This is a genomic window from Nocardia sp. NPDC052566, from assembly GCF_044547285.1.
Lineage (GTDB): Bacteria > Actinomycetota > Actinomycetes > Mycobacteriales > Mycobacteriaceae > Nocardia.
The window spans coordinates 384,196-411,134 of the sequence record NZ_JBIUAF010000008.1; the positions used below are offsets into that span (position 1 = coordinate 384,196).

Here is a 26,939-nt window from a genome sequence, read left to right on the forward strand (position 1 = left end):
CGGCGCTACTCGGCCGAGGTCACCCGCCTGCGCAGCCTGCGGGCCGCGGCGACCATATTGCGCAGCGACGGCTCCAGCTGCCAGTAGTGGCGGGTCTTCAGCCCACCGTCCGGATTCGCCCACAACCGGTCCGCCGTCACGGCTTCGGCCGCGGCGGTGAGCAGTGCGTCGAGCTCATCGATATCCGGGATGCGCGCCGAACGACTCTCGTACACACCGGGGCCGACGCCGTGGCTGAGCCCGTTCCCGGAACCGCAGTCCTCCTTGAGCGCCTTGAGCACCCATTCGATGGACCGGGTCGCCACGATCGCGGTGACATCGGCGTCGAGCTCCTCGATCGCCCCGACCACCTCGGCGCGGCCGGAATAGCCGATGTGCGTGTGGATCTGGGTCGCCGGCTCGACGCCGGAGGTGGCCAGCCGGAACGCACCGACCGCCCAGCGCAGGTACTCCGCCCGCCCGGTCGGACGCAGCGGCAGCATCTCCCGGATCGCGGGCTCGTCCACCTGGATGATGGCGATGCCGGCCCGCTCCAGATCGGCGACCTCGTCTCGGATCGCCAGCGCGACCTGATCGGCGGTCTCGTGCAGCGGCTGATCCTGGCGCACGAACGAGCGCGCGATCATCGTCACCGGCCCGGTGACCATGCCCTTGACCGGCTTGTCGGTCAGCGACTGCGCGTAGGTGATCCAGTCCACCGACATGGGCGCGGGCCGCGCCACATCGCCGTAGATGATCGGCGGTCGCACGCAACGGGATCCGTACACCTGCACCCAGCCGAAGTGGGTGGTCGCGAAGCCGTCGAGCAGCTCGGCGAAGTACTGGATCATGTCGTTGCGCTCGTGCTCGCCGTGCACGAGCACGTCGAGACCGATGTCCTCCTGCAGCCGGATCGTGGCCTCGATCTCGGCCTCGATCTTCTTGCGGTACTCCTCGTAGGACAGCCGTCCCTGCCCGAGGTCGTAGCGCGCCTGGCGAATTCGAGTGGTCTGCGGGAACGAGCCGAGCGTGGTGGCGGGCACCGGCGGCAGATTCAGCCTGCGCTGCTGCGCTTCCCGGCGCACCTCGTACGGCTCGCGCTCGCGCATCTGCGGCGTGATCGCGTACACCCGCTGCCGCACCGCGTGCTTCTGCTTGAAGTGCACCTCGGTCGGCCGCTTGCGCCACTTCTCCGACGGACCCTCGGTGAGCGCCTTGGCGAGCGAAACCACCTCGCCCACCTTCTGTTTCGCGAAGGCGAGCCGGTCGGCGACATTGCCCTCGATGTCGTACTCGGCGAGCACGTCATATGGCACATGCAGCAGCGTGGTTCCGGTGGACACCACCAGATCCGGGCACACCTTGGCGATCTCGTTCAGGTACTCCAGCGTCACGTAGCGGTCGGCCCGCCACACGTTGCGGCCGTTGATCACACCGGCATACAGCCGCTTGCGCCGGATGCCCGGCACCGCGGCCAGTTCCTCCGGGGTGATCCGGTAGCTGGCCAAGTCGAGCCCGATGGCCTCGACATTGGTCTGCGCCAGAATGCGCAGCGCCTCACCGAAATCACCGTACTGGCCGGTGACCAGGATGCGCGGGCGCAGCGGCGCCTTCGACAGGCGGTGGTAGGCCTTCTCGAACGCGGCCAGCTCGGCGTCGGTGCGCTCGCTGGTGAACGCGGGCTCGTCCAGCTGCACGCAGGTGGAGCCGCGCTTGGCCAGGATCTCGAACAGCTCCTCGTAGACGGGCAGCAGCTTGTCCAGCAGGCTCATCGTGTCGAACTCGGCCTCGCCGGGCACGTGGCCCGCCTTCGAGAGCAGCAGCAGCGACACCGGTCCGAGCACGACCGGCCTGAGCTCGATGTCCTGCGCCTTGGCCCGATCCCACTCGTCGAGCAGCGCCTCGGGGTGCAGCGAGAATTCGGTGTCGGCGTCGAGTTCGGGCTGGCGGTAGTGGTAGTTGGTGTTGAAGAGCCGGACCAGCTCCAGCGGCGGCAGATCGGGACGACCCCGCGCCATCAGGAAGTAGAAGTCCAGCGGATCCATCACGTCCCGGTACGGCTCGAACCGCTTCGGCACCGCGCCGAACAGCAGCGCGTTGTCGAGCACGTGGTCGTAGAACGAGAAGGTGTTGCCTGGCACCTGGGTCAGTCCGGTCGCGGCCAGCTCGTTGAACTGGCGCTCCTGGATATCGCGACCGACCTCGACGAGGTCCGCGCGGGAGATCGAACCACGCCAATAGGATTCGAGGGCCCGCTTCAGTTCCCGGTGCGACCCCATTCGCGGGTAGCCGAGAATGCTCGACCCGAAACCGTCGCTGACGTTGACCATTACGGGGACTCCCTTTCGATCACCGCCGCGTACGGCGGTCTTCTAGCAGCTTAGGCCGGATACGACGCGGGCCGGGCCGAAGCCCGGCCCGCTGCCGTTCAACGGTTGTACTGGTAGAAACCGGCTCCGGTCTTCTTCCCGAGGAGTCCGGCCTCGACCATCCGCATCAGCAGCGGCGGGGCGGAGTACAGCGGCTCCTTGAATTCGGAGTACATCGAGTCCGCGATCGACTTGACGGTGTCCAGGCCGACCAGGTCGGTCAGCGCCAGCGGGCCCATCGGGTGGGCACAGCCGAGCACCATGGCCTTGTCGACGTCTTCCTTGGTGGCGAAACCGGATTCGACCATCCGGATGGCCGAGAGCAGGTACGGCACCAGCAGCGCGTTCACCACGAAGCCGGAGCGGTCGGCGGAGCGCACGACCTGCTTGCCGAGGATGTCGCTCGCGAAGGCCTCGGCCCGCTTGGACACCGACTCGGTGGTCTTCAGCGTGGTGACCAGCTCGACGAGCGGCAGCACCGGCACCGGGTTGAAGAAGTGCATGCCGACGACCCGCTCGGGGTTGGCGGTGGCCACCGCGATCTTCATGATCGGGATGGACGAGGTGTTGGAGGCCAGCACCGCGTTCGGGTCGGTGACGACCTTGTCGAGCTCGGCGAAGATCGAGGTCTTCACCTCTTCGTTCTCCAGCACGGCCTCGACGACCAGCTGCCGGTCGGCGAAGTCGCCGAGGTCGGAGGTGAAGCGCAGCCGCCATGCGGCCTGCTCGCGCTCCCGCTCGGTGATCTTGCCGCTGGACACCCCGCGGTCCAGCGAGCGCAGGATGCGGGCGCGGCCGGCGGCCGCTAGTTCCCGGGTCTGTTCGTAGACGAGCACGTCGACGTGCGCCCGGGCGCACACCTCCGCGATTCCGGCACCCATCTGTCCGGCGCCGATGATGCCGACGCGCTGAATCTTCTCGCTGCTCACGTCCCGCTCCTGCTGGGTTGGTCTGGCTGAAGGTGGCTTGTGTACCGAAGGGGCAGCTCGGGGATGTGAGCGTGTCCTTCGATGGTCCAAGGTATAGGGATGCCCTCCCCGCTGGGGCTGTTCAGCGGGGAGGGCAGTACACCCCTACTGGCGTAGAGGATGGTCAGCCTGCATTACTGCCGGCGGTGCGACTCAGTGGAACTGGCCCTCTTCGGTGGAGCCCTTCAGCGCCGCCGTCGAGGTGTTCGGGTCGACCGTGGTCGCGATGGTGTCGAAGTAGCCCGCGCCGACCTCACGCTGGTGCTTGACGGCGGTGAAGCCACGCTCGGCGGCGGCCTTGAACTCGCGCTCCTGCAGGTCGACGAAGGCGGTCATGCCCTCGCGGGCGTAGCCGTAGGCCAGGTCGAACATGCCGTAGTTGAGCGAGTGGAAGCCGGCCAGGGTGATGAACTGGAACTTGAAGCCCATCGCGCCGAGCTCACGCTGGAACTTCGCGATGGTCGCGTCGTCCAGGTGCGCCTTCCAGTTGAAGGAGGGCGAGCAGTTGTAGGCCAGCAGCTGGTCCGGGAACTCGCCACGAACGGCCTCGGCGAACTTGCGCGCGACCTCGAGGTCCGGCACGCCGGTCTCCATCCAGATGAGGTCGGAGTAGGGGGCGTAGGCCTTGGCACGCGCGATGCAGGGCTCGATGCCGTTCTTCACGCCGAAGAAGCCCTCGGGGGTGCGGGTGCCGTCCAGGAACTCACGGTCGCGCTCGTCCACATCGGAGGTGATGAGGGTGGCGGCCTCGGCGTCGGTGCGGGCGATGATCACCGAGGGGACGTCGGCGACGTCGGCCGCGAGGCGCGCGGAGGTCAGGGTGCGGATGTGCTGCTGGGTGGGGATCAGCACCTTGCCGCCGAGGTGGCCACACTTCTTCTCGGAGGCCAGCTGGTCCTCCCAGTGCACACCGGCGGCGCCGGCGGCGATCATGGCCTTCTGCAGTTCGTAGGCGTTCAGCGCGCCACCGAAGCCGGCCTCGGCGTCGGCGACGATCGGGGCCAGCCAGTTGCTGACCGAGGTGTCGCCCTCGACCTTGGCGATCTCGTCGGCGCGCAGCAGCGCGTTGTTGATGCGGCGCACGACCGACGGCACCGAGTTGGCCGGGTACAGCGACTGGTCCGGGTAGGTGTGGCCGGACAGGTTCGCGTCACCGGCGACCTGCCAACCGGACAGGTAGATGGCCTTCAGGCCGGCGCGAACCTGCTGCACGGCCTGGTTGCCGGTGAGGGCGCCGAGGGAGTTGATGTAGTCCTCGTTGTTGACGAGATCCCAGAGGATCTCCGAGCCGCGACGAGCCAGGGTCGCCTCTTCGACGACGGTGCCCTGGAGCTTCGACACCTGCTCCGCGGTGTAGTTACGGGTGACGCCCTTCCAGCGCGGGTTGGTGTCCCAATCCTGCTGGATTTCCGCAGCGGTCTTCGGGGTGCCGGTGGTCGACATCTCTGACTCCACTTCTGAGTTGGTCGGTGCGCCCACGGTCGAGTTCGACTCGAACTGCTGGAGCGGCAATTTGCAGGCTTGCTAGGCCCATGGGGTGTACTTCCACACGATGGCACATCCGGAAATGCCGGTCTACCTGTTGCTACTGCAAATCTTGGCTAGGTTTCGACAACCATTTGCTAACTCTGCGAAATTAGCCGGTGAATTGCAACCGTGAAACCTACCGGCTAGTAGCCCTGACGTGCGGTTTTAGGATAACGCTCGTACTGTTTGCCGTTCGTGGTCGATCTTGTGGTGGCGCCACACCGCATTCCCGCTTGTGAGCACCTTCACAAGTCCGGGCGGTCGCTTCCTGTGTGTGCTGGACCACCCAAGGGCGGGCGCCGATCACGATCCGGCAGACTTGGCACCGATCCGCGTCTTGGACGCACGACCGGAAGTCATCGCTCGCGCGCGGCGGATCCACGCATACCGACAGGAGCACCATGCGGAAACTGTGGACCGCCGCGGCCGTCACCCTCGCCTGCGGGGCGAGCCTGCTGAACCTGCCCGCGGCGGGCGCCGATCCGGGCACCGTGGTGTCCACCGCGCCGTTGGCGCAGGTCGCGACGCTGCCGGGCGCGGTGAACGCCACCCGCATCCTGTACTCGTCCACCACCGCGAACGACGCACCGACCACAGCGAGCGCCGCGGTGTACTTCCCGCCGGGCCAGCCGCCCGCGGGCGGCTGGCCCGTGATCGCGTGGGCGCACGGCACCGTCGGGCTCGGCGACAGTTGCGCCTACAGCGTCGGCGGGCCGGGCTCGGTCGAACGCGACTGGGCCTACCTAGGCACCTGGCTGAAGCAGGGCTATGCGATCGTCGCCGCCGATTACGCGGGGCTCGGCACACCCGGCGAGCACCCGTACCTGAACGGAATCGTCGAAGCGCACAATGTCGTTGACGCCGTAAAGGCGGCGACCAGGCAGTATTCGTCGCTTGCGAAGAAGTGGGTTGTCGTCGGGCAGTCACAGGGTGGCGGCGCCGCGGTATTCGCCGCGCGCTACGCCAGCGAATTCGGCGGCCCGGAATTGGATTACCGCGGCGCTGTCGGCACCGGGGTGCCCGCGTATATCGAGGACATTCTGCTTCCGCTCGGACCGCATATGCCGCCGATCAAACTCGGCGCGCACAGCACCGCCTACGTGCTGTACATCCTCAACGGGCTGCGCACCACATTCCCCGAGCTCGATATCGATTCCTACCTCACCGACGCGGGCCGGTCCTGGGTGACGAAGGCGCGCGAGGAATGCCTCACGCCGCTCGGCGACGAACTCAGCGCGGGCGGTGTGATCGTCGGCGATCTGTTCAGCAAGCCGCTGCTGCAGATCCCCGATCTGCGCGGGCTGCTCAGCCGCTACCTTGGCCTGCCCGAATCCGGGTACGACAAGCCGGTTTTCCTCGGCCAGGGCCTGCGCGACACCGACGTGATCACCCCGGAGACGCTGCGTTTCGCGGCGGTGCTGAAGCTGAACGGCCAGCCGGTCACCCTGCACACCTACAACGAGGACCACAGCGGCGCGGTGAACGCGTCGCTGCCGGACTCGCTGCCCTTCGTGCGCGGGCTCTTCGGGTAGCCGTCGTTCAGCGCGGCGGGTGCTCCCGCCGCCAGTGCTCGGCGATATCGATGCGGCGGGTGATCCAGACCTTGTCGTGCGCCTGGATGTGGTCGAGGAAGCGCTCGAGCGCGGCTGTGCGGGCAGGGCGCCCGACGATGCGGCAGTGCAGGCCGATCGAGAGCATCTTCGGACTGCCTTCCGCGCCTTCGCGATACAGCGTGTCGAAGGCGTCGCGCAGGTGGGCGAAGAACTGCTCGCCGGTCGGGAAGCCTGCGGGCGAGGCGAAGCGCATGTCGTTGGTATCGAGGGTGTAGGGCACCACCAGGTGGTCGCGGCCGAGCACGCTGACCCAGTACGGCAGGTCGTCGGCGTAGGAGTCGGCGTCGTAGGCGAAACCGCCGTGTTCGACCACCAATTCGCGGGTGTGCGGGGAATCGCGGCCGGTGTACCAGCCCAGCGGTGCGGCGCCGGTCAGTTCGGTGAGTATGCGCACGGCCTCGGCCATGTGCGCGCGCTCGGTCTCCCGATCGGCGAGCTGATACGACTTCCAGCGCAGGCCGTGGCTGGCGATCTCGTGGCCGAGTTCGCGAAAAGCGGCCACCGCCTCCGGATTTCGCTGCATGGCCCGGGCGACGGCGAAGATGGTGAGCGGCAGGCCGCGGCGCTCGAAGACGCGAAGCACCCGCCACAGTCCGGCCCGTGCACCGTATTCGTAGAGCGATTCCATGCTCATGTGCCGGTTCGGAAAGGCCTCCGCGGGCGTCATTTCCGACAGGAACGTCTCCGAGTGCGGGTCGCCGTCGAGCACATTGTTCTCGCCGCCCTCCTCGTAGTTCAGCACGAACTGCACCGCGATGCGGGCGCCGCCCGGCCAGCGCGGATCGGGCGGTGTCGGGCCGTAGCCGAGGAAATCGCGTGCGGGGCCGGTCATTTCGTCAACTCTCCGTAGAGGCGAAGCCGGGCGAGGCCGCCGTCGGGATAGACGTCGAGGCGCGCCTCGCGCACCGCGTCGGGCACCGTGATCGGGAATCGGTGCCTGGTATCGGGCAGCAGGTCGGTGCGCGGCAACAGCTCCACCTCGGCGCCGTCGGCGGTGCGGCCGGTGAGGCGCGCGGCGCCGGGGCTGTTGCCGAGGAAGTAGGAGGTGTCGATCTCGGCCAGATGGATGCGGCCCAGGCCCGCGAGTTGGATTCGCACCCAATCGTTTCCGTCGTCGCGACGGCGGGCCGTCTCCCAGCCGTCACCCATCCGCCGGGCCAGGCCCGGATAGAGCAGCTGATTCGGCGAGCTGTAGAAGCGGTTGGAGCAGTCGAGAACGAGCGCGCCGTTCTCCAGCGCCGCCAGGTCGACCGGGCCGAGGCCGAGCAGGCGGCGATCGGGGCGGCCCTCACCGTGCACCCGCAGCCTGGCCACACCGCCGTCCGGGTGCATGGTGAGTTTCACGTGCGTCCAGCGGCCGTCGTGCTCGATCGGGAACGGGTTGCGGCTGTCGCCGGTCACCTCGGCGCGGTCGACCAGCGTCACCCAATCATCGTGCTCGGCAATGGATTCGGCGGTCGGGTAGCCGTCGATCTCCAGCGCCGACACCGAGACGGCGGGCGGGAAGTTGCCCTTGAACCACGCGGTGTCCACGACGACGCCGCGGATCACACCCGGCACGCCGAGTCGCACGATCGCGGCATCGTCGCCGGGTTTGCCGCGATGCCTGCGGGTTTCCCAGCCGTCGTAGATCTGCCCCTTGTGGCCGAAGGTCGACGTTTGATAGTCGGCCGGGCCCGGATTGATCAAATTCTCCTTCTCCGCGAAGAATTCGTCGTTGGCCCAGATCACCGAGCCGCCGAGCGGCCGGACGGCCAGATCGGGCAGCAGCGTGAAGTCCTCACTCATAGTGCCTCCTGCGGGATCGGTTCGCGGGCAACGAGGGCGCGCAGCACCGCCGGGGTGAGTTCCGGTGCGAGCGCGGTCAGTTCGCCGGCGGTGCGGGCGCCGCAGTTGAGGCCGCGTAAGACGGTGGCGGCCAAGGCTTCCGCGGTGGCGGGCTCGTCCATCACGCCACCCGAGCGGCGCGCCAGATAGGCCTGCAGGCGCGGCACCGCGACATCGATGGCCCTGCGGAAGAAGTCGTAGGTGGCGAGCCAGCGGGTGATCAGATGGCCGGGATGCATATCCCAGCCCTGGTAGTAGCCGCGCTGCAGCGAGCGGGAGACCAGCCGATGATGGTTGCGCAGCGCGAATTCCGGATCGGTATCGGGCACGATCTGGGTGGAACCGTCGCACACCCACACGCCGGTCTGTGCGGCGGCGACCTGCATGACCGACTTGGCGAAATCCGCGGCGGGGTGGTCGAGCGCTTGATCGGGCGCGGCGACACCGCACGCGGCGGTGTAATCGTATGTGCCGAAATGCAATCCGGCGCAGCGCCCGGCGGCGAGGCGGAGCATCGTCGCGATCGGCGCGGTACCGTCGGCGGCGATGATCGCCTGCGGGCTCTCGATCTGCAGCTCGAAGCGCAGCGTGCCGTCCGCGAGCCCGTGCCCGCGCTCCAGACCCTCGCACAGCGCGACGATGGCCGACACCTGTTGGGCGGCACGGATCTTGGGGACGGTGAAGACGAAGCCCTCGGGCACACCGCCCAGCGATTCCAGCACGAGTTCCAGCGTGCGCAGCGCGCGGCGGCGCTCGGCACCGGCAAGCCCCTTCATCCGGATGCCGTAGCTCGCGGGTCCACCGGCCTTCGCCCAACCGGCCAGCACCGTGCCCGCGGCGGTGGCGGCGGCGTCCTCCTCGTCGTCCGCGCGGAAGCCGTAGCCGTCCTCGAAGTCGATGCGCAGATCCTGGATCGGATCCTGGCCGAGTCGCTGCCAGACGGCGCGCAGCGAATCCGTCCCGTCCAGCTCGGCGAGCAGCGCGTGCTGGGTGTCGAGCAACTCGGTGGCCGCCCTACCCCACTCAGCGGGCGTATCGGCCGTCACCCGGTCGGCGGGCACATACGCGGTGTGGATCGGCTGGGCGCGGCCGTCGCCGCCCGGATAGTTCGCGCGCAGATCGGCGTCGACCGCGTCGAGCATGGCCTCGACGCGCGCACGAACGTTTTCGGGAATCCGCGTCGCGGTCACCGTGGTGCTCCTTCCTGTGCGGTGCGGGAGATACCGCACCCCGGCGGGATTGTGCCGCATCGTGCCGTTTGGATGTTTCTCCAAGCCCGATCCAGGGTCGCGCCTAGCCCGCCTTGGCGACCAGAGCGGCCTGCGCGCGAGCTACCTGGCGCCCCACCTCGGATTCGTCGATCGTTCGCATCGCGTCGTCGGTGACGACCTCGCGGCCGTTGACGATGAGGGCGGCCAGCGGCGGTCGCGCGCCGAGGATCAGTGCGGCCACCGGATCGTCGATGCCCGCGTGGGCGGGGGTGTCGAGGCGCCAGAGGGCGAGGTCGGCCAGCTTGCCCGGTTCGATGGAGCCGAGTTCGGCGTCCCGGCCGAGCACGCGCGCGCCGCCGATGGTCGCCATTGCCAAGGCTTTTCGCGTGGTCAGTGCGCGCGGGCCGCCGTGGGCGCGGGCGAGCAGCAGTGCGTTGCGCGGCTCCTCGAGCATCGAGGACGACTCGTTGCTCGCCGCGCCGTCCACCCCGAGCCCGACCGGGACACCGGCCGCGAGCAGGTCGGCGGTGCGGGCGATACCGGCGCCGATCCGCGCGTTCGAGGTGGGGCAGTGCGCGATTCCGGTCCGCGACGCGGCGATCGAGGCGATGGCCGCGTCGTCGAAGTGGATGCCGTGCGCGTACCAGACGTCGGGGCCGAGCCAGCCGAGCTGCTCCATGTATTGCGCCGGGCTGCACCCGAAGCTCTGCTGGCAGAAGTCCTCTTCGTCGAGCGTCTCGGCCAGGTGGGTATGCAGCCGGACGCCGGATTCGCGTGCCAGCGTCGCCGATTCGCGCAGCAGCTCGGGTGTCACCGAGAACGGCGAGCACGGTGCGAGCGCGATCCGCAGCATCGAGTCGAAGGACGGATCGTGCCAGCGATCGATGGCGTCGGCGCTGGCGGCGAGGATGGCGTCCAGCGATTCGACCACGTCGTCCGGCGGCAGCCCGCCCTTGCTCTTACCGAGATCCATCGAGCCGCGGCAGGGATGGAAGCGCAGCCCGATATCGGCGGCCGCCGCGATCTCGGCGCCGAGCAGGTCGCCGCCCTCGCGCGGGAACACATAGTGGTGGTCCGTGGTGGTGGTACAGCCGCTGCGCGCGAGCGAGGCGAGCCCGCCGGTGGCGGCGACGCGCACCGCGTCCTCGTCGATGCCTGCCCAGATCGGATAGAGCGTGGTCAGCCATTCGAACAGGGTGTGGTCGGGGGCCAGCCCGCGGGTAATCCATTGGTAGAGATGGTGATGCGTGTTCACCAGGCCGGGTGTGAGCAGGCAGCCGGTGCCGTCGATCCGCCGGACCCCTGGGCCGAGATCGGGTGCGGGACCCGCGCCGACCACACCGATCCTGTTGCCGTACAGGAGCACATGCCCGCTGCGGTATTCGGTGCCGTCGGCGTCGACGGTCGCCACCGCACACCCATCGATGATCAGGGTCACTGCTTGCGTGGTCACTGCTCCCATGCCTGTCCCGCCTCGGGCGCGTCCGCGCGGCGCACCGTGGCGTGGATCAGCCCGTACGGCCGGTCGGCGGCGTGGTAGACCTCGCCGTTGTTCTCGATGCCGAATCGGCCGAGGTCGTAGTCGAAGTGGTGTTTGTTCGGCGCGGCGAGCCGGATCTCGGCGAGCACCGGGAAATCCGCCAGCACCGCCTTGCCCATCTCGAACAGCGTCTGCTGCAAGGCTTTCGAATGCTGCGTCGCGAAAGTGCCGACCAGCCTGGCTCGCACGCCCGCGTACACCGCGTCCCAGTCGATGCCTGCGGTATCGGCGAAACGCCACTGTACGGCGAGCGAGGTCGCCAGCATCCGGTCCCTGGTCGGCGCGAGCACCGTGAATTCGTCGGTGAGGAAATCGGCGAATTCGGAGCCGGTCGACTTCAGGATGGTCAGGTCCTTCACGCCGCCGATCACCCAGGCGCGCTGCGCGGATCCCTTGCCCGCCACCGTGACCGCGGCGGTGCGTACCTCAGTCCCCTGCCGCACCCAGGTGTGGTCGTGCTCGATCCCACCGACCTCGACCCGCTCCCACGCGTACTCGTCCACCTCGATCCGCGCGCTGGCGACCGGTTCGATCGCGTCGACGAAATGCCCGGCCAGCGCCAGCGCGTAATCCTCGATGGGTTGCGGCCCAGGCTTTTTCGCGTACGCGTAGGCGGTCTGCTTCTGGGTGTCGGTCGGCAGCACCTTCGACTGATCACCGGAAACATAGGCGTCGGCGAAATCGCCGCGCAGTACCGTCGAGACGTTCACGTCGCGGATCTCGTGGCGCGCACCGTCACGGTATACCCGCACGATCCGGTTCTCGGCCTTGCCGTATCGGTGGTCGGACAGCTCGATCGGCCCGGACAATTCCAGCACTGGCTCAGCTCCCTCGATAGGTGGAGTACGCGAACGGCGACAGCAGCAGCGGTACGTGATAGTGCCGTTCGGCGCCGACGATGAATTCGACCGCGACCTCGGGGTAGAACGTCTCGACCCCGCGTTCGGCGAAGTAGGCGCCGGTATCGAACACCAGCCGGTACGCATCGGGGGCGAGTATGCCGCCGAGCGCGCCGATCCGGCCGTCCGCATCGGTGATGCCGGAGTCGAGCAACCGCGCACCGCGATACAGCCCGACCGCGATGCCCGCGGCGGGCGCACCGCGCACCGCGTCCAGTACGTGCGTGCTGAGGGTGCTCACCCGAGCAACCGGCCCAACCGGATTCGGTTGATCTTCGCCAATTCCGTTCGCATGACGCGCCTTTCGGTCTCGGGATCGTTGTCGAGCCTGGCGGTGAGCAGCTCCAGCAGTTCGGCGCCCGATCTGCCGCTCGCACACACCAGGTAGATGTGCCCGAACCTGGCCTCGTAGGCGCGGTTTCCCGCGGCGAGCGCCGCCTTCACTTCGTCCTCGGCGGTGGCGACGCCCGCCTGCTCGCGGGCCGATGCCGCGGAATCGGCCCGCTCGCCGATGCGCGGGTGCCCGGCCAGCGCCAGGTCGATCTCGGCCTCGGGCAGCCGCGCCACTGCCGCGTCGGCGGCGTCGAACAGCGCTGCGCGGTCCAGGAAAGGCCGCAGCGCCACCAGCGTCGCGGCCCATTCCGGCGAGGCACAGCAGTCGAGCAGGGCATTCGCCGCTTCGGCAGCGGACAGTACGTTCAATCCGTCGATCCCCGCCGCGTCCGCTGTCATCGGACCAGCATCGAATACGCGGGCCCGCCGTGCCACTCGAACAGAGATAGATCACCTTCGGCGTGTCGCGGCGATCGAATCACGCCCCTAACGCTTTTCGGACACCCACTGGCTACCTCGCCGGGCTACCGTCTAGCCATGGCTGCCTCCGACAGCTCCCCCACCGCCGCACCCCCTTGCGCGGGCATCGTGCTCGCCGCGGGCGCGGGCACCCGCTACGGCATGCCGAAAGCGCTGGCCGAAGGCGGTTCCTGGCTGCGCGCCGCGGTCACCGCACTGCGCGACGGCGGCTGCGCGCCGATCATCGTCGTACTCGGCGCCACCGGCCCGGCACCGGACGCCGTCGCGCTGCCCGACGGTGTGCGCGCGGTGTGGGCCGCCGACTGGGCCACCGGCATGGGCGCCTCGCTGCGCGCCGGGCTGCGCGCGGCCGCGGAAACCGCCGCCGAGTACGCCGCGATCATGCCGGTGGATACCCCCGATATCGGCGCCGAGGTGATCGCCAGGGTGCGCGCCGCGGCCATCGCCGCGCCGAGCGGCCTTGCGCGCGCTGTGTTCCAGAACACACCCGGACATCCGGTCGTCATCGAACACCGCCACTGGAGAGCGGTTTGCGCCGTCGCGGTAGGAGATTCGGGCGCCCGCACCTATTTGTCCGGTAGGAACGATATGGTGTGCGTCACGTGCGACGATCTGGCGACGGGAAGCGATCGTGACTACCCGGCCACGACCGCACGGTGATCGGAGCTGAAACCTGATGCGGGACATCGTCGACGACCTACTACGCATGTGGCATTCCGGCCGGACCGGCGGCTTGGCCACCATCGTGCGCACCGTCGGTGCGGCCTCGTTCCCGATCGGCGCGGCGATGCTGGTCGACCCCGACGGCGGGGTGCACGGCTCGATCGGCGGCGGTGGGCTCGACGAGACCGTCTACGAGGCCGCGCTGCAAGCCGTGCGCACCGGCCGCCGGGCGATGCATCGCTACAGCGTGGCAACCGGAATGGAGACGGGTTCGATCGACGGTGACACCGTCGACGTGTTCACCGAGCCGTTCTCCCGCCGGGACTTTCCCGAATTCCCTACGGTCGCAGCCGAAATCGCCGCACACCGGCGGATCACCGTCTTCACCGTCGTGTGGAATTCGGATGTGGACATGATCGGGCAGCACCTGATCACCGACAAGCGCCACCCCACCGAGCTGGTGACGCTGCCGGATTCGGATATCTTCGTCTCCTCCTTCGCGCCGCCGCCGCGGCTGATCATCTTCGGCGCCAACTCCTTCGCCGGTGCGCTGACCGCGCAGGCCAGGATGATCGGCTACCGGGTCACCATCTGCGATCCGCGCCACGAATTCGCCACGCCCAATGCGTTTCCCGGCGCCGAGGTGGTGGTCGACTGGCCGCACCGCTATCTGAACACGTTGTCCTCGGCGGGCGAAATCGACGGCAGCACCGGCATCGTCGTGCTCGGGCACGATCCGAAGTTCGAGATCCCGCTGCTCACCATCGCGCTCCGACTACCCGAGCTGGGCTATCTCGGCGCGATCGGCAACCGTGCGACGCACATCCGCCGCATGGAGGACCTGAAGGCGGGCGGCTTCGACGACGCCACCCTGGCCCGCCTCTACTCGCCCGCCGGACTCGATATCGGCGCGCGGACCCCGTCGGAGACCGCGGTATCGATCATCGGCGAACTGCTCGCCGCCAGGGCGGGCCGGTCGGGGGCGCACCAGTCATACAACGTGTACGCCCAACCGTCCGTCACGGCGAAAGCCCCAGTCGGACTGGGGCTTTGACGCCGCTACCGGCTACTTGAGGCCGGGATTCTCGGCGAACACCTCGCGCAGCACCGACAGGTCGAACAGCTGCTCGGCCTTGATGTCGATCTTGGCGCTGCGCAGCGCCGCGATATTCTGCTCGATCAGCTGATCGGTCATGGTGAGCAGCCCGTTGGCCTTCGAATCCGCGGAGACGACCAGATCGTTCTGCGCCATGGCCTCTTTGGTCTGCTCGGCCAGGTCCAGCTTCTGGTCCTTTCCGTACACCTCGACGGCGAGGCGGGCGGATTCGGCAGGGCTGGCCACCGCGTCCTTCCAACCCTTGATCTCGGCGATCAGGAAGGCCTTGAGCTTGTCGCGCTCCTTATCGATGGTGGACTGCTTGACCGTGAGCGTCTCGGCGACCAGCGGTAGGTTGTAGTCCGCGAAGAGGAAGTTGGTGTTGGCGAATCCCTTGGCGGCCAACGTGATCGGCTCGTTGGTCACATAGCTCACCCAGCCGTCGACCTCGCCGTTGGCCAGCGGGGTCGGATCGAACTGCGCGGGCACCACCGTGACATCGCTCGGCTTCATCCCGTTGGCGGTCAGCAGCGCGTTGAAGATCAGCTGGTTGGTGTCCTGCACGCCGATCTTGCGGCCCTTCATGTCCTGCGGGTTCTTGATCGGCTTGGCCGCCGAGCTGACGATACAGAACGGGTTCTTCTGGTAGGTGGTGCCGATGATCTTCGCGGGCAGTCCCTCGAGCACCGCGGGCGCGGTGGTCTGCGGTGCGGAGAGGCCGAGCCAGACCTTGCCGGTGTCCAGGCCCGCCTCCACCGACGTGCTGGCCGCGCCGCCCGCGATGAGGTTCACCGAGCCGAATCCGGCGTCCTTGAAATACCCCTTCGAGTCGGCGAAGTACTCGCCGGCGAATTCGATGTTCTTCAGCCAGGACAGCTGAATCGCCACGGTGCCGAATTTGGAGCCGTCCGGCGAGGAACCACTCGATGAGCTCTTGTCGTCACCGCCGCACGCGGCAAGCAGGCCGCTGCCGCCGAGTGCGGCGCCGGCCAGCGCGGAGTAACGGAGAAACGATCGGCGGTCCAGGCTCGTCCCGAACGAAGAGCGGTGCACGGGTGTCATGCGCCGAATCTAGGTCGATTTCGTTTCATTTTCTTTGCTTTGAGGTTCCGAGCAGAGATTTGCTCGAATTTCGCCCGGTCAGCGGCCCGCGTCGGGTCCGAAGCGGGCGAGCACCAGGTTCTCGATCACGCCGACGATCGCGTACAGCACCACCGAGACGATCGTGACGATGGCGATCGATGCCCACAGCTTGTTGTACTGGAACGTCGGGATGGCCCGGATCAGGCTGGCGCCCAAACCCGTTCCGCTGCCGAGCCATTCACCGATCAGCGCACCGATCAGCGCACCGGGCACCGAGATACGCGCCGCGGCGAACACCGAGGGCAGCGCGGCGGGCACCGCGACCATGCGCAGCCCCTTCCATCGCGAACCACCGTAGGCCGCAACGAGATCCAGCGCCTGCCTCGGCGCGTTACGGAGGCCCGCCATGATCATCACCAGCGCCGGGAACAGCACGACGATCGCCGCCATCACCGTCACACCGGCCAGCCCGCGGCCGAACACCAGCACGATGATCGGCGTCAGCGCGACCAGCGGCACCGACCGCAGCAGCATCGCCACCGGCATGAACGTCTGCTCGACCGCGGCGAACGAGACGAACAGCGCCGCGATAACCACCGCCGCGCCCATCCCGACGCCGAAGCCGATCGCGGCGTCGCGCAGCGTGATCTGCAGGTCGTCGAGGATCGCCTGCCGCGCGTTCGACGCGCTGGACGAGGTGACCAGGTAATCCCAGATATTGCCCGGCGTCCGACCGATCCGCGGACCGACCTGCGGATACGCCTTCAGGAATATCCACCAGATGCCCAACATCAACAGCAGCGAGATGATCAGCGGGAACAGGAACACCACGATGCGGCGCAGCACGTTCATCTACTTCGCCTCCTGGGCGGTCCACGGCGCCACCACGCGGGCGGCGAGAGCGACGATGGCGTAGCCGAGCCCGGCGAGCGCGGCGGCGGCCAGCGCCATGCCCCAGGTGCGCGGCACGTTGTAGGCGGTCTGCGCGGCGGTCAGCGCGACGCCGATACCGCTGTCGATGCCGCCGAGGTATTCACCGATGATCGCGCCGAGCACCGCCGACGGCGCGGCGATCTTCAACGCCGCGAACGTATTCGGCAGCGCGGAGATCAACTGCACCCGGTACAGCCGCTGCCAGCGCCCGCCGCCGTAGGCGCGGACCAGATCGAGGCTGGTCGCATCCGCCGAGCGCAGCCCGGTGACGGTGCCGACCATGGTGGTGAAGAAGCAGTACATGGCGGCGAGGAACACCGTGGGGGTGCGGCCGCCGAAGACGACCAGGATGATCGGCCCGAGCGCGAGCAGCGGTGTGCAGTAGCTGAGGATGGCCAGCTGGGTGGCCAGCGGTTCGATCGGCGGGATCAGCATGATCAGGATCGCCAGCCCGATCGCCAGTGCGTTGCCCCAGACGAAACCCTTCAGGGCGCCGAGCGCGGTGATGCGGAAGTTCGGGCCGTACAGCGCCCAGCCGTCGGTGTACATGGTGTGCACCACCTGCCACGGGCTCGGAATGGTGCCGCCGGCGACGCCCGCCGCCGCGAGCACCCACCACACCGCGATGAGCCCGACGACGCCGAGCACGCCGCCGATGCGCTTCATGCCTTGCCGCCCTTGTCCGCCGCGACCGCTTGCCCTTCGACACCGCCGGTGCCCGACTTACCGAACAGCAACTCCGAGAGGTAGTCGTGCAGCTTGTGGAACTCCGGGGTGCGCATCATCTCCGGCGTGCGCGGGCGCGGCAGATCGATCTCGACCAGCTCGAGCACCCGCCCCGGCCGCGGGCTCATCACCGCGACCACGTCGGAGAGGAAGACCGCCTCCGCGATGCCGTGCGTGACCATCAGCGTCGTCGCGGGCTTTTCCGTCCAGATGCGCAGCAGCTCGAGGTTCAGCCGCTGCCTGGTCATATCGTCGAGCGCGCCGAACGGCTCGTCGAGCAGCAGCACGGTCGGCTTGACCACCAGCGCACGCGCGATCGAAACCCGTTGGCGCATACCGCCGGACAGCTGTGCGGGCTTGGCCTTCTCGAAGCCGTCCAGCCCGACAAGCCTGATCAGATCGGCGATCTGCGCCGAATCCGGCGTGATGCCCGCGACCTGCAGCGGCAGCTTGATATTGGATTCCACCGTGCGCCACGGCAGCAGCGCCGAATCCTGGAAGGCGATACCGAGTTCATGTTTGCGCCGCAGGTCCGCGGGAGTGTGGCCGTCGATGAACGCCTCGCCCGCCGTCGGATTCTCCAGCCCGGCCAAGATGCGAAGCACCGTCGACTTGCCGCAGCCGGACGGGCCGAGCAGCGACAGGAACGCACCCTGTTCGGTGTGCAGATCGACCGAGTCGAGTGCCCGCACCGTGCGCCTGCCGACTCGGAATGTTTTGGTCAACCCGCTGATGTGGATGCCAGTCCCCCCGGCGCTGCTTTCCGTGCTCATAAAAGTCACCCTAGAAGGGGTCCGTTGCACAGATATTGCGAATCGCCGCACCAGATTGCGCAAGAGTTACGCGCGTCGGCGTTCCCGCAGGTCTTTCGAATCAGGACGAGTCAGGCGGATGAAAGACGGACCACGCCGGGTTCTACTGCAGGTGAACCCCTTCCTCACGCTGCTCGACGCCAAACTGCACATCGCGGGCTCGGAGATCCTGTGGCGCGAAATCATCGGCAACGGGTTCGGTCTCGCCTCCGCGGTGGGCGGCATGCGGCGGCGGGTGTGGGCGTGGCCGATCGGCATCGCGGGGAACGCGCTGCTGTTCACCGTCTTCGTCGGCGGCGTCTTCAATACGCCGCAGCATCTGAACATGGCCGGGCAGGCGGGACGTCAGCTGATGTTCATCGCGGTCAGCGTGTACGGCTGGTGGCAGTGGCAGCGCCACGCCAACGAGACCGGACTCGAGCACCGCGGCGTCGAACCGCGCTGGGCGAGCGCGCGCGAACGCTGGCTGCTCGTCGCCGCGATGCTGGCCGGCACCGCGGGCTTCGCGCAGCTCTTCGATCTGATCGGCTCCTACGGCCCGTGGGCCGAGGCGTGGATCTTCACCGGCTCGATCCTGGCCACCTACGGCATGGCCCGCGGCCTCGCCGAGTTCTGGCTGATCTGGATCGCCGTCGACATCGTCGGCATCCCGCTGCTGCTGAAGGCGGGCTACTACCCGTCGGCCACGCTGTATCTGGTCTACGCGGGGTTCGTGCTGTGGGGCTTCGTGGTGTGGGTCAGGAACCTGCGCGCCACTGAGAGCGCGGCCCACTCCCCGGTCGCCGTCGCGGCCGAACACTAGGCACATTCACTGCGCACGCCCGCCGTGCCAGGCCTATGAAGTGGGATCCGCCATCGGATGTTTGGCGGCGTCGGCGAACAGCTCGCTCAGCGCGGCGGCCACATTCGCGGAACGGTCGAACCGGTAGCCGAGTTCGCGGGCGTGGCCTTCGAACAGGTACCAGGTGGACGAGGTTAGTAGGCGCGCAATGGTTTCCAGCGCGGGCCGATCGGCGCCCTTCGGCGTGCTGAGATATTGGGTCACCACGCCTTCGACCATGCCGACGACGCCGAACACCAGCGGATGGAAGGGGGCGACATCGATGCCGAGTACCGCGGTCCAGGACGAGAACCGCTGCCACAGCATGTCGGCGACGCGGTGCCGGAACGTGGCCATCGCACCGGCGCCCGCATCGGGACCGGGTAGGGAGCCGGTCTGGCCGAATCGATAGAGGTTCGGGTGCTCGTCGGCCCAGCGCACCACCGTGCGCATGACCTCGAGCAGTACCTCTTCCGCGCTCCTGCCCGGATCGAGTACCAGCAGTTCTTCGAATTCGGCGAGATAGCGCTGGAAGATGAACTCACGCGCCTGCGCGTCGAGATCCTCGCGGTTCTCGAACTGGCGGTAGACCACCGAGCGAGCCAACCCGGCGCGCTCGGCGATCTGCTGAATGGATGCCTCGGCGCCGGGCGCGCCCTCCTCGATCAATGCGATGGCGGCCTCGAGAATCGTGGCCTGGCGCGCGGAGTTGTGTTCCTTCCAGCGCTGCCCGCCCGCGCGCCTGCGATGGCTACGCAAGTCGACGGGCGGTTTCACGGCTCCGACTATACGGCGGTGTCGACGGGCTCCAGGTCCGGCAGGAACCGGGGCCGCATCGGCAGCGGGCCGTCCGGGCCGCCGGTGAAGGAGATCTGCCGCCGCACCCGCTGGTCGGATACCGCGTCGAACTCCAGGTGCTGGGCGAAGGTGGCGACCACGAGCGCCGCCTCCATGCTGGCGAATCCCGAGGCGACACACATCCGTTTGCCCGCACCGAACGGAATGGCGGCGCGCTTCTGCTCGCGGTCGAGGTTCTCGGGCAGGAACCGGCTGGGATCGAATTCCTCAGGGCGCTCCCACACCCGCTGATGGTGGTGCAGGCCGTGCAGGATGACCGCGACCGTGGTGCCCGGCTTGATCGGATAGCCGCCGAGCACATCGTGCTCCTTGGCGGTCCTCGCCAATCCGATCACCGGCGGCAGCAGCCGCATGGTCTCGGCGACGACGGCCTGCGTCCACGGCAGCCGGTCGAGATCCGCGGCGGTCGCCGGGCGCGAGCCGAGCACCGAGCGCACCTCGGTGCGTAGCCGCTCGCGCGCCTCGGGATGTTCCGACAGCAGCTGCCAGACCCAGCTCAATGCCGTTGCGGTGGTTTCCATTCCGGCGCCGATGAAGGTCAGCAGCTCGTCGTGGATCTCCTGATCGCTGTAGCGGTACCCCGTCTCGGGATCCTCGGCGTCCATCAGCAGCGCAAGCAGGTTGTCCTTGCGATCGATGCGACCGCTGCGGTGGTCGGCGATCAGGCCGTCCACCACGCGCTCGGCATGGCGCAGATCGCGCATCGCCTTCGGCTCGATCAGCCAGCCGCCGACCCGCATGATCCGCATGGGCAGCCGGGAATTCGCGGCGTCACCGCTGCCGAAGCGCTTGTGCAGCCAGATCGCGACGTGGTGGATCGGGTGGCTGAGGTTGGTCATGAAGCCGCGCCCGAAGAAGCGGAGCAGCCGGGCGAGCACCACCTCCGACATCGGTCCGGTGATATCGGTACCGAACATCGTGCGTGAGGTGATATCCAGTGTGAGCCGGTTCATTTCGGCGCCGACATCGACGATGCCGTCCTGCGCGGCGAGTTCCCCGATCCGCGATACCGCGTCCCGCGCCGCCTCGACCATCACCGGCGCGAAGCCATCGACGTTGCGCTTGCCGAAGATCGGCTGCACCAGCCGCCGATTCCGTTGCCACGTCTCGTCGTTCAGGTCGGTCACCAGTCCGCGGCCGAAAGCGACGGCGAGCATGTCGTATTCGGGGCTCTTCATGTAGCTGCCCTGGTTGGTCACCAGTACCTGCCTGGCCAGCTCGGGGCTGCGCACGATCACGAAGCGCGCGAACGGCACTCGCGCCACGATCACGTCGTCGGGTCCGGGCAGCGCCACCGCGTAGTCCAGCAGGGTGTGATCACGCACCCGCGGCAGGATCTTCAGCGCCAGCCGCCAGGACTGCCACCACCCGACCTGCGTGCCGTGCCAGCGAATGAAGGTCGGCATCCACTTCGGCGGATGCAGCGTGGAATCACCGGGGATATCGACATCGGCCATATCCGGCCCCTTCGTGTCATGTGGGACGTGCCGTCCCATTCACAGTAGTGAGACACCATGACCTGGTCAATAGACAGAAAAGGCCCGCGCGCGAAGACGCCTCGCGCGCGGGCCGTGCCTGTCGATCGTCAGACCACGTCCACGCGGACGCCCGCCGCGCGCATCGCGGCCAGCGCCGCCTTGTCCGCCGCCGAGTCGGTGACGACCACGTCGATCTGCTCGATGGCGCAGATGCGGGCCAGCGCGGTCTTCTCCAGCTTGTCCGCGGTGGCCACCACGATGACGTGATGCGAGCGCCGCACCATCTCGGTGTTCACCCCCGCCTCATCGATATGCCTGCACTGCGCGCCGCCCTCGGCGGAGATCGCGTTGACGCCGAGGATCAGCTCGTCCAGCCGCAATTCGGCGAGCGCGCGCTCGGCCAGCGGCCCGTGCAGCTCATAGGACTCCCTGCGGGCCACCCCACCGAGGCAGATGGTGCGCAGATGCGGGCGGAGCACCATCTCGCCCGCGATATTGAGCGCGTTGGTGACGATGGTCAGCTGATCGTCGGCCGACTTCCCCAGATCGGCCCGCCCGGCCAGCGCCCGCGCCACCGCCGAGGTGGTGGTGCCGCCGTTGAACCCGACCACCGCGCTCGGATCCACCAGCGCCGCCGCATGTTCGGCGATCCGCTGCTTGGCCTCACCGCCCCCAGTCTGCCGGTAGCGGGCGGGCAGGTCATAGGCGACCGAGGTGGCAACGACACCGCCGTGAGTCCTGGTCGCCAACTGTTGTTCGGCGAGCGCGGTGAAGTCACGGCGCACCGTCGCCGGTGAGACGGCCAAGCGCTCGGCGGCCTCCTCCACCGAGAGCCTGCCCGATTCGGCCAGCAATTCCAGCAGCCGGTTCCACCGCTGCGGACGATCTGTAGGCGCGGTCATGTCACACCACCCTGGTCACCCTGACGACCTGGCATTTCTCTACGCACGCGAACAATAGGACCACAGCCACGCCGCCGACCGTAGGGATTCCGCGCCGGTATTGCCAAGCCGTCGCCGACAGCGTCACATTCGTTCAGCGTTCCGGTCGCGACACACCGGCCAGCGGGACGGTGAGGAATGAGGCCGCGCTGCCGGTTCGCTGGATGTCGTACGCGCCGCCGAACAGCGACGGGTAGTCCTTCGGATTGAGGATGTGCGTCGGCAGGTCACCGGAGGCGATGGTGATCTGCAGCCGGTGTCCCGGCTGGAAGACATGGAAGGCGGGGCGCACCTTGACGTTGTATTCGGTCACCTCGCCCGGCACCACCGGCAGCAGCGATTCCCGCGTGCCGGGATGGAACGCGGCTTGCACGCTGCCGTCCTGGGCACGCCAGGTCCTATCTTCGTCGAGCGCACGGTAATTCCCGGCCAGCTGCCCGTCGGTGAGCGCGACGGCGGATCCGTCGGGTGCGATGTCCTGCACGGTGACGCTGAATGCCGATGCGGGCCTGTTGGATACGGCGAACAGGGTGGCGCCGATCGGACCGGCGAGCACGGTCGGCTCGCTGAACGCCTCGCTGGTGTATTGCGGATTCACCAGTACGGGAGGCACATTCGGGTGCGCGGGAAACCGGGCACACGGATCGTCCGCACCGAACATCGAGGCGAGCGTCTCGTACACGCCGGAGAAATTGCGGGAGAACGAGGCGTTGCATATCGTGCCGCCGTTGACCGGCGTGAAGTCGACCCGGTCCGAGCCGACCGGAGCCGTCGGCCGGTCCGGCGAAAGCCGTCCGCCCGCTTCCAGATACAAATTCCTGGCGGGCGCCTCGCGCACCGGGTAGGTCGCGCTCTCGATCACGTTGCCGTCGATATCGATGGCGTGCAGCGGGGTCGGGGTCTCGTCGATCCCGTTGCGGTCGTTCTTCAGCCAGCGATCGAACCAGGCCAGCTGAATGGCGTGCATATCGATATCGGTGTTGCGCTGTACACCGGGCTGGATGTGGAACCAAGGGCCGGTGAGCATTTGGAAGCGGCCGCTGGATTTCGCGTCCGCCGGCATCGGGCCGTTGTGCGAGCGGCCCGCGTAGGCGTTCTGCAGACCGGCGAAGGTGCGCGGAGTGCCGTCCTGCAGCAGGTCGTACTGACCGCTGATCAGGTAGGTCGGAATATCGTTCGCGGCAATGCCTTCGATCACGTTGTCGATCGCGCGCGACTCCCAGTACGGGCCGTTGTAGAGCTTGTCGCCGTCGAGCAGCGCGTTGATGATCGAGGGCCATGTGCCGTCCGGCTGGAGGTGTGCCAGCAGATGGTCGACGAAGACGCTCGCCATCTTGCCCGGCTCGCGATACAGCCCGAGGATCGGATCCAGTTGCGGCAGTGTGGTGATCGGGAAGGCCAGGATCGAGGAGAGGAACGCGATATTCAGGAAGCCGTCGTGGCTGATCAGATCCTGGAACGCGTGATTGCCCGGCATCAGCGGGAACAGCGCCTTGATCGGCGAGCCCGGTTCGAGCACGCCCGCGGTCATCAGCTCGCTCATGCCGAGATACGACAGGCCCCACAGCCCGATCTCACCGGTCGAATTCGGCAGTCCCGCCGCCCATTTCACGAGGCGCTTGGAATCCTCCCGTTCCTGCGGCTGCAACACGCTCCACTGCCCGCCCGACGCGCCGGTGCCGCGAATATCGGCGATCACGCTGATATAGCCGCGCTTGACGAAGTAGTCGCCGTAGCCCGCGGCATCGGAAACCTGCTTCAGCACGTCGATCACACTGGGCAGCGCACCCTCCAGCAGTGGCCCCAGCCCCTCATAGGACACCAACCGCATGAACCCAGCGCTGTCCTTGCCGTAGGACGTCTGGGTCAGCACGATCGGGAACGGCCCCGGCGCGGGCGCACCGGAAGCATCCGTCGGATAGCGGACGTCGGCGCGCAGCACGACGCCGTCCGTCATCGGGATCTCGACGTTCTTGGTCTCGCCGATGCCGTAGCGTTCCGGGCCCGGCCGCCAGTCGTCGGGTAATCCGGTGCGCGCGTTCGCCTTCGGGAAGGCGGCCGGTGGCGCCGGGTCGGCCGTTGCCGTCGGCGCCGCGGCGGCGGCGAACAGGACGGCGACCAGCGCGGTTGCGTGGATCAGGGTGGCGAAGGCGCCGCGGGTCATCTGCATTGCTCACCTACGTGTTTCGATGCCGCGTCTCAGACGGCATATCGGTAAGCGATATTTTCAGATGGTGATCCGGATGTCCACCCCTTGCCGACGTGCGAAAAGTGTGCCTATCGGAAGCTGTCGAATCAGCCCTGGGCGAGCACCGAATTCACGATGACCGCGATCTCCTCGCAGATCTCCTCCGGTGAGATCACCGAATCGGGATGGGTTCGCTGCACCAGCTCCTGCGCCAGCGAGTTCACCGCGCCGAGCACCGCGAGCGCGAACAGGTCGAAACGCCTCGGCTTGATCTCCCCGTTCGCCACCGCCCGCTCGGCCTCGCTGACCACGAGCGCCGACAGCAGGCGCCGCTGCTGGCGCCGCCAATCCTCCACGGCGGCACTGACTCCGACCACTTCGACATAGCAGACCCGCGCTGTCCGGTGATCCTGACAGGTGACCGACAGATAGGCGCGGAAACTCTCGACCACCCGCGTCGACAGCGGTTCGTCCTCGGTCTTCTCCAGCGCCGCCAGCGTCCGCTCGACCGCCCGCGAGGTGGTGCGATTGACCAGCGCGATCAACAATGCCTCACGACTGCCCATATCTTCGTAGAAGCTGCGCGTCGACACATTCGCGACGGCGCACAATCGCTCGATCGAGGTGGCGGCATAACCCTGAGTACCGAATAATTCCAGGGCCGCATCGATCAATCGCGTCTGCCGCTGCGCTACCCGCTGCTCCTTGGACAGCCCGCCATAGCTGCGACCATCCTTGATTTCACCATCCCGCCGTCCCACTGTTCGATGCTACCGCCCGCTCTCGGCGCCACGGAATTCGAGCAATCGGGGCTAGGCGGTGGTGGTAATTGCCCGGGCCGGGCATTCGTGCGCGGCCCGATGGCTGGCGACCAGCGCACGCTGCGGCGGATCGGGGAAAAGCAGCAGCACCTTGCCATCGCCCGGATCGTGATCGAAGACGTCGGGAGCCAGGCGCACGCAGATCCCGGAACCGACGCATTGCCTGCGGTCGACGGAGATGTTCACGGTCGGAGATTAGGTAGTGCCGTTCGGGCCGCACTATCCGGCGAATGCCCCTATTTCGCGGCGAGCCGCGCGAATTCGAGGACTTTGTCGCCCGGGTCACCGGCCCGCCAGGCCAGCAGCACGTGGGTATCCGGCATACCGGTGAAGGGCACGAATGCCACACCGGGATGGGAGAAATGCGCGGGCATGGCGGCGGTGGTGACGAATACGCCGCCGCCACCGGCGACCGTGCTGAGCATTTCCTGTTCGGTGCGGGCGACCGGTCCGCGCCGGATGGGCCTGCCGGTCGGCGTCGCACTCGGCGGCCAGAAGGTGCGCGCGATCTCGGGCGGCACCGAGGACGGGCCGATCACGATCAGATCGGCGAGCTCCTCCAGATCCACCGAGGCGGCCGCGGCCAGCGGATGGGTGCGCGCGATGGCCAATATCCTTGGGAACACCCCCATTTCGGGGCCGACGGTGATGTCGGGCTGCTCCACCGGGGCCAGGCACAGCTGCAGATCCACCTCGGCACGGCGCAGCGGCCCGAACACATCGGTCCACGGCAGCTGCACCAGCGAGACGAGGCAGGCGGGATGCCGCGCCCGGAATCGCGCGATCGGCTGATCGAGGGTGCTGGCATAGGGGCCGAGGAATCCGATGCGCAAGCCCTGCGCCGCATTGCGCGCCTCGGTGATCGCCCGGTGCAGCATGCTGAAGGCGGGCACCACATCCCGCAGCAGCCGCCGGCCGAGTGGCGTGATCTCCACTCTGCGACTGGTGCGCTCGAACAGCCGACCGCCGATCCGGCGTTCCAGCGCACGAAGCAGCTGGCTCACCCGTGGCTGCGTGAGTCCCAAACGCGTTGCGGTGCGGCCGAAATGCAGCTCCTCCGCGAGTGCGACGAAGACTTCCAGTTCGGGCAGCTCGATGCGCTCGTCGTTCAATGGCCACCCTCGCTGTCGATAAGCCGTACTTCTCGATACTGCCGAATTCGCCCGTTGATAGCGCGGTGACCACGGATGATGCTCAACATGTGGACATGAGGCGCCTGGTGGTCGGCATCAGCGGAGCGACCGGCATCGCCTATGGCGTGCGGGTGCTGGAGCTGGCCCGCAAGGCGGGACTGGAAACCCACCTGGTGGTGACCACTGCCGGGCAGCAGACACGGGCCTACGAAACCTCACTCAGCGCACAGGATCTCGCTGAAATGGCGGACGTGGTGTATCGCCCCGCCGAGATCGGCGGGGCGATCGCCTCCGGATCCTTTCGCACCGCAGGGATGATCGTCGCGCCGTGTTCGATCCGCACGCTGTCGGCCGTTGCCTACGCCAACAACGACAATCTGCTCACCCGCGCCGCGGATGTCACGCTCAAAGAACGCAGGCGGCTGGTGCTCATGGTGCGCGAAACACCGTTGACGCTCGCGCATCTGCGGGCCATGACCGCCGTCACCGAGATGGGCGGCGTCGTCATGCCGCCGGTGCCCGCCTTCTATCTCGCGCCCGCCTCCGTCGCCGACATCGTCGAGCACACCGCCGCTCGCGCACTCGACCTGCTCGGCATCGACGTGCCCGACCTGCCCCGCTGGGGCGAATAGACCTTCAGG

General features: G+C 67.9%; 26 protein-coding genes. 5 read left to right on the plus strand and 21 right to left on the minus strand.

Going from position 1 to position 26,939, the window contains the following annotated elements; genetic code table 11:
* Window positions 1-5: 5 nt before the first annotated feature.
* From metE to aceA, 3 genes are all read right to left on the minus strand, one after another.
* Window positions 6-2,309 carry a 5-methyltetrahydropteroyltriglutamate--homocysteine S-methyltransferase gene (gene metE, locus ACIG5A_RS40155; protein WP_397250109.1) on the minus strand — a complete coding sequence of 768 codons (2,304 nt, stop codon included), beginning with the start codon at window positions 2,307-2,309 and terminating at the stop codon, window positions 6-8.
* A 98-nt stretch (window positions 2,310-2,407) separates the two neighbouring features.
* A complete protein-coding gene (locus ACIG5A_RS40160) occupies window positions 2,408-3,277 on the minus strand; it encodes a 3-hydroxybutyryl-CoA dehydrogenase (protein ID WP_397250111.1) in 870 nt (289 codons plus the stop codon).
* A gap of 192 nt (window positions 3,278-3,469) precedes the next feature.
* Entirely contained in the window at window positions 3,470-4,759 is a 1,290-nt protein-coding gene (gene aceA, locus ACIG5A_RS40165; RefSeq protein ID WP_397250113.1) for an isocitrate lyase, read from the minus strand.
* Window positions 4,760-5,244: 485 nt separating this feature from the next.
* Between aceA and ACIG5A_RS40170 the strand changes: the two genes are divergently transcribed.
* Window positions 5,245-6,375 (plus strand): alpha/beta hydrolase family protein, encoded by a 1,131-nt coding sequence (locus ACIG5A_RS40170; protein ID WP_397250115.1) that lies wholly within the window; start codon window positions 5,245-5,247, stop codon window positions 6,373-6,375.
* A gap of 7 nt (window positions 6,376-6,382) precedes the next feature.
* On the opposite strand, the gene puuE is transcribed toward ACIG5A_RS40170, so the two are convergent.
* From puuE to uraD, 7 genes are all read right to left on the minus strand, one after another.
* Window positions 6,383-7,288 carry an allantoinase PuuE gene (gene puuE, locus ACIG5A_RS40175; protein WP_397250117.1) on the minus strand — a complete coding sequence of 302 codons (906 nt, stop codon included), beginning with the start codon at window positions 7,286-7,288 and terminating at the stop codon, window positions 6,383-6,385.
* Window positions 7,285-8,244: an allantoicase gene (gene alc / locus ACIG5A_RS40180; RefSeq protein ID WP_397250119.1), complete on the minus strand. Its 960-nt coding sequence runs from the start codon at window positions 8,242-8,244 to the stop codon at window positions 7,285-7,287. The genes puuE and alc overlap by 4 nt, the downstream gene beginning before the upstream one ends.
* Window positions 8,241-9,473 (minus strand): DUF6986 family protein, encoded by a 1,233-nt coding sequence (locus ACIG5A_RS40185; RefSeq protein WP_397250121.1) that lies wholly within the window; start codon window positions 9,471-9,473, stop codon window positions 8,241-8,243. Before ACIG5A_RS40185 ends, alc begins: the two co-directional genes overlap by 4 nt.
* Window positions 9,474-9,576: 103 nt before the next feature.
* On the minus strand, window positions 9,577-10,947 hold the full coding sequence (locus ACIG5A_RS40190; protein WP_397250123.1) for an 8-oxoguanine deaminase: 1,371 nt from the start codon (window positions 10,945-10,947) through the stop codon (window positions 9,577-9,579).
* The gene (gene pucL / locus ACIG5A_RS40195) at window positions 10,944-11,852 is read right to left on the minus strand and encodes a factor-independent urate hydroxylase (protein WP_397250125.1); all 909 of its coding nucleotides are present in this window, start codon (window positions 11,850-11,852) and stop codon (window positions 10,944-10,946) included. Before pucL ends, ACIG5A_RS40190 begins: the two co-directional genes overlap by 4 nt.
* A 4-nt stretch (window positions 11,853-11,856) precedes the next feature.
* A complete protein-coding gene (gene uraH / locus ACIG5A_RS40200; RefSeq protein ID WP_397250127.1) occupies window positions 11,857-12,174 on the minus strand; it encodes a hydroxyisourate hydrolase in 318 nt (105 codons plus the stop codon).
* Window positions 12,171-12,665: a 2-oxo-4-hydroxy-4-carboxy-5-ureidoimidazoline decarboxylase gene (gene uraD, locus ACIG5A_RS40205; RefSeq protein ID WP_397250129.1), complete on the minus strand. Its 495-nt coding sequence runs from the start codon at window positions 12,663-12,665 to the stop codon at window positions 12,171-12,173. The genes uraH and uraD overlap by 4 nt, the downstream gene beginning before the upstream one ends.
* A 138-nt stretch (window positions 12,666-12,803) precedes the next feature.
* On the opposite strand from uraD, the gene ACIG5A_RS40210 reads away from it, so the two are divergent.
* The gene (locus tag ACIG5A_RS40210; protein WP_397250131.1) at window positions 12,804-13,406 is read left to right on the plus strand and encodes an NTP transferase domain-containing protein; all 603 of its coding nucleotides are present in this window, start codon (window positions 12,804-12,806) and stop codon (window positions 13,404-13,406) included.
* 16 nt (window positions 13,407-13,422) lie between these two features.
* Complete coding sequence (locus ACIG5A_RS40215) at window positions 13,423-14,463, plus strand: XdhC family protein (RefSeq protein ID WP_397250133.1); 1,041 nt, start codon at window positions 13,423-13,425, stop codon at window positions 14,461-14,463.
* Window positions 14,464-14,475: 12 nt separating this feature from the next.
* On the opposite strand, the gene ACIG5A_RS40220 is transcribed toward ACIG5A_RS40215, so the two are convergent.
* The 4 genes from ACIG5A_RS40220 to ACIG5A_RS40235 all read right to left on the minus strand — a co-directional run bounded on the left by ACIG5A_RS40220 (window position 14,476) and on the right by ACIG5A_RS40235 (window position 18,020).
* Window positions 14,476-15,567, minus strand: a complete 1,092-nt coding sequence (locus ACIG5A_RS40220) for an ABC transporter substrate-binding protein (protein ID WP_397250135.1) — start codon at window positions 15,565-15,567, stop codon at window positions 14,476-14,478.
* Between the two features lie 78 nt (window positions 15,568-15,645).
* Window positions 15,646-16,440, minus strand: coding sequence for an ABC transporter permease (locus tag ACIG5A_RS40225; RefSeq protein WP_397250137.1), 795 nt, complete (start codon window positions 16,438-16,440; stop codon window positions 15,646-15,648).
* Window positions 16,441-17,187, minus strand: a complete 747-nt coding sequence (locus tag ACIG5A_RS40230) for an ABC transporter permease (protein ID WP_397250139.1) — start codon at window positions 17,185-17,187, stop codon at window positions 16,441-16,443.
* On the minus strand, window positions 17,184-18,020 hold the full coding sequence (locus tag ACIG5A_RS40235; protein ID WP_397250141.1) for an ABC transporter ATP-binding protein: 837 nt from the start codon (window positions 18,018-18,020) through the stop codon (window positions 17,184-17,186). Before ACIG5A_RS40235 ends, ACIG5A_RS40230 begins: the two co-directional genes overlap by 4 nt.
* Window positions 18,021-18,171: 151 nt before the next feature.
* Between ACIG5A_RS40235 and pnuC the strand changes: the two genes are divergently transcribed.
* Window positions 18,172-18,861, plus strand: coding sequence for a nicotinamide riboside transporter PnuC (gene pnuC / locus ACIG5A_RS40240; RefSeq protein ID WP_397250352.1), 690 nt, complete (start codon window positions 18,172-18,174; stop codon window positions 18,859-18,861).
* Between the two features lie 33 nt (window positions 18,862-18,894).
* Here pnuC and ACIG5A_RS40245 read toward each other — a convergent pair whose 3' ends face one another.
* The 7 genes from ACIG5A_RS40245 to ACIG5A_RS40275 form a co-directional block, all read right to left on the minus strand.
* Entirely contained in the window at window positions 18,895-19,656 is a 762-nt protein-coding gene (locus ACIG5A_RS40245; RefSeq protein WP_397250143.1) for a TetR/AcrR family transcriptional regulator, read from the minus strand.
* A gap of 8 nt (window positions 19,657-19,664) precedes the next feature.
* On the minus strand, window positions 19,665-21,194 hold the full coding sequence (locus ACIG5A_RS40250; RefSeq protein ID WP_397250145.1) for a cytochrome P450: 1,530 nt from the start codon (window positions 21,192-21,194) through the stop codon (window positions 19,665-19,667).
* Between the two features lie 128 nt (window positions 21,195-21,322).
* A complete protein-coding gene (locus ACIG5A_RS40255; protein ID WP_397250147.1) occupies window positions 21,323-22,117 on the minus strand; it encodes a DeoR/GlpR family DNA-binding transcription regulator in 795 nt (264 codons plus the stop codon).
* Between the two features lie 133 nt (window positions 22,118-22,250).
* Entirely contained in the window at window positions 22,251-24,326 is a 2,076-nt protein-coding gene (locus ACIG5A_RS40260; protein WP_397250149.1) for a CocE/NonD family hydrolase, read from the minus strand.
* A gap of 125 nt (window positions 24,327-24,451) precedes the next feature.
* A complete protein-coding gene (locus ACIG5A_RS40265) occupies window positions 24,452-25,105 on the minus strand; it encodes a TetR/AcrR family transcriptional regulator (RefSeq protein ID WP_397250151.1) in 654 nt (217 codons plus the stop codon).
* 51 nt (window positions 25,106-25,156) lie between these two features.
* Window positions 25,157-25,351 (minus strand): ferredoxin, encoded by a 195-nt coding sequence (locus ACIG5A_RS40270; RefSeq protein WP_397250153.1) that lies wholly within the window; start codon window positions 25,349-25,351, stop codon window positions 25,157-25,159.
* A gap of 50 nt (window positions 25,352-25,401) precedes the next feature.
* The gene (locus ACIG5A_RS40275; RefSeq protein ID WP_397250155.1) at window positions 25,402-26,277 is read right to left on the minus strand and encodes a LysR family transcriptional regulator; all 876 of its coding nucleotides are present in this window, start codon (window positions 26,275-26,277) and stop codon (window positions 25,402-25,404) included.
* A 95-nt stretch (window positions 26,278-26,372) separates the two neighbouring features.
* On the opposite strand from ACIG5A_RS40275, the gene ACIG5A_RS40280 reads away from it, so the two are divergent.
* The gene (locus ACIG5A_RS40280) at window positions 26,373-26,930 is read left to right on the plus strand and encodes a UbiX family flavin prenyltransferase (protein ID WP_397250157.1); all 558 of its coding nucleotides are present in this window, start codon (window positions 26,373-26,375) and stop codon (window positions 26,928-26,930) included.
* The last annotated feature ends 9 nt before the right edge of the window (window positions 26,931-26,939 follow it).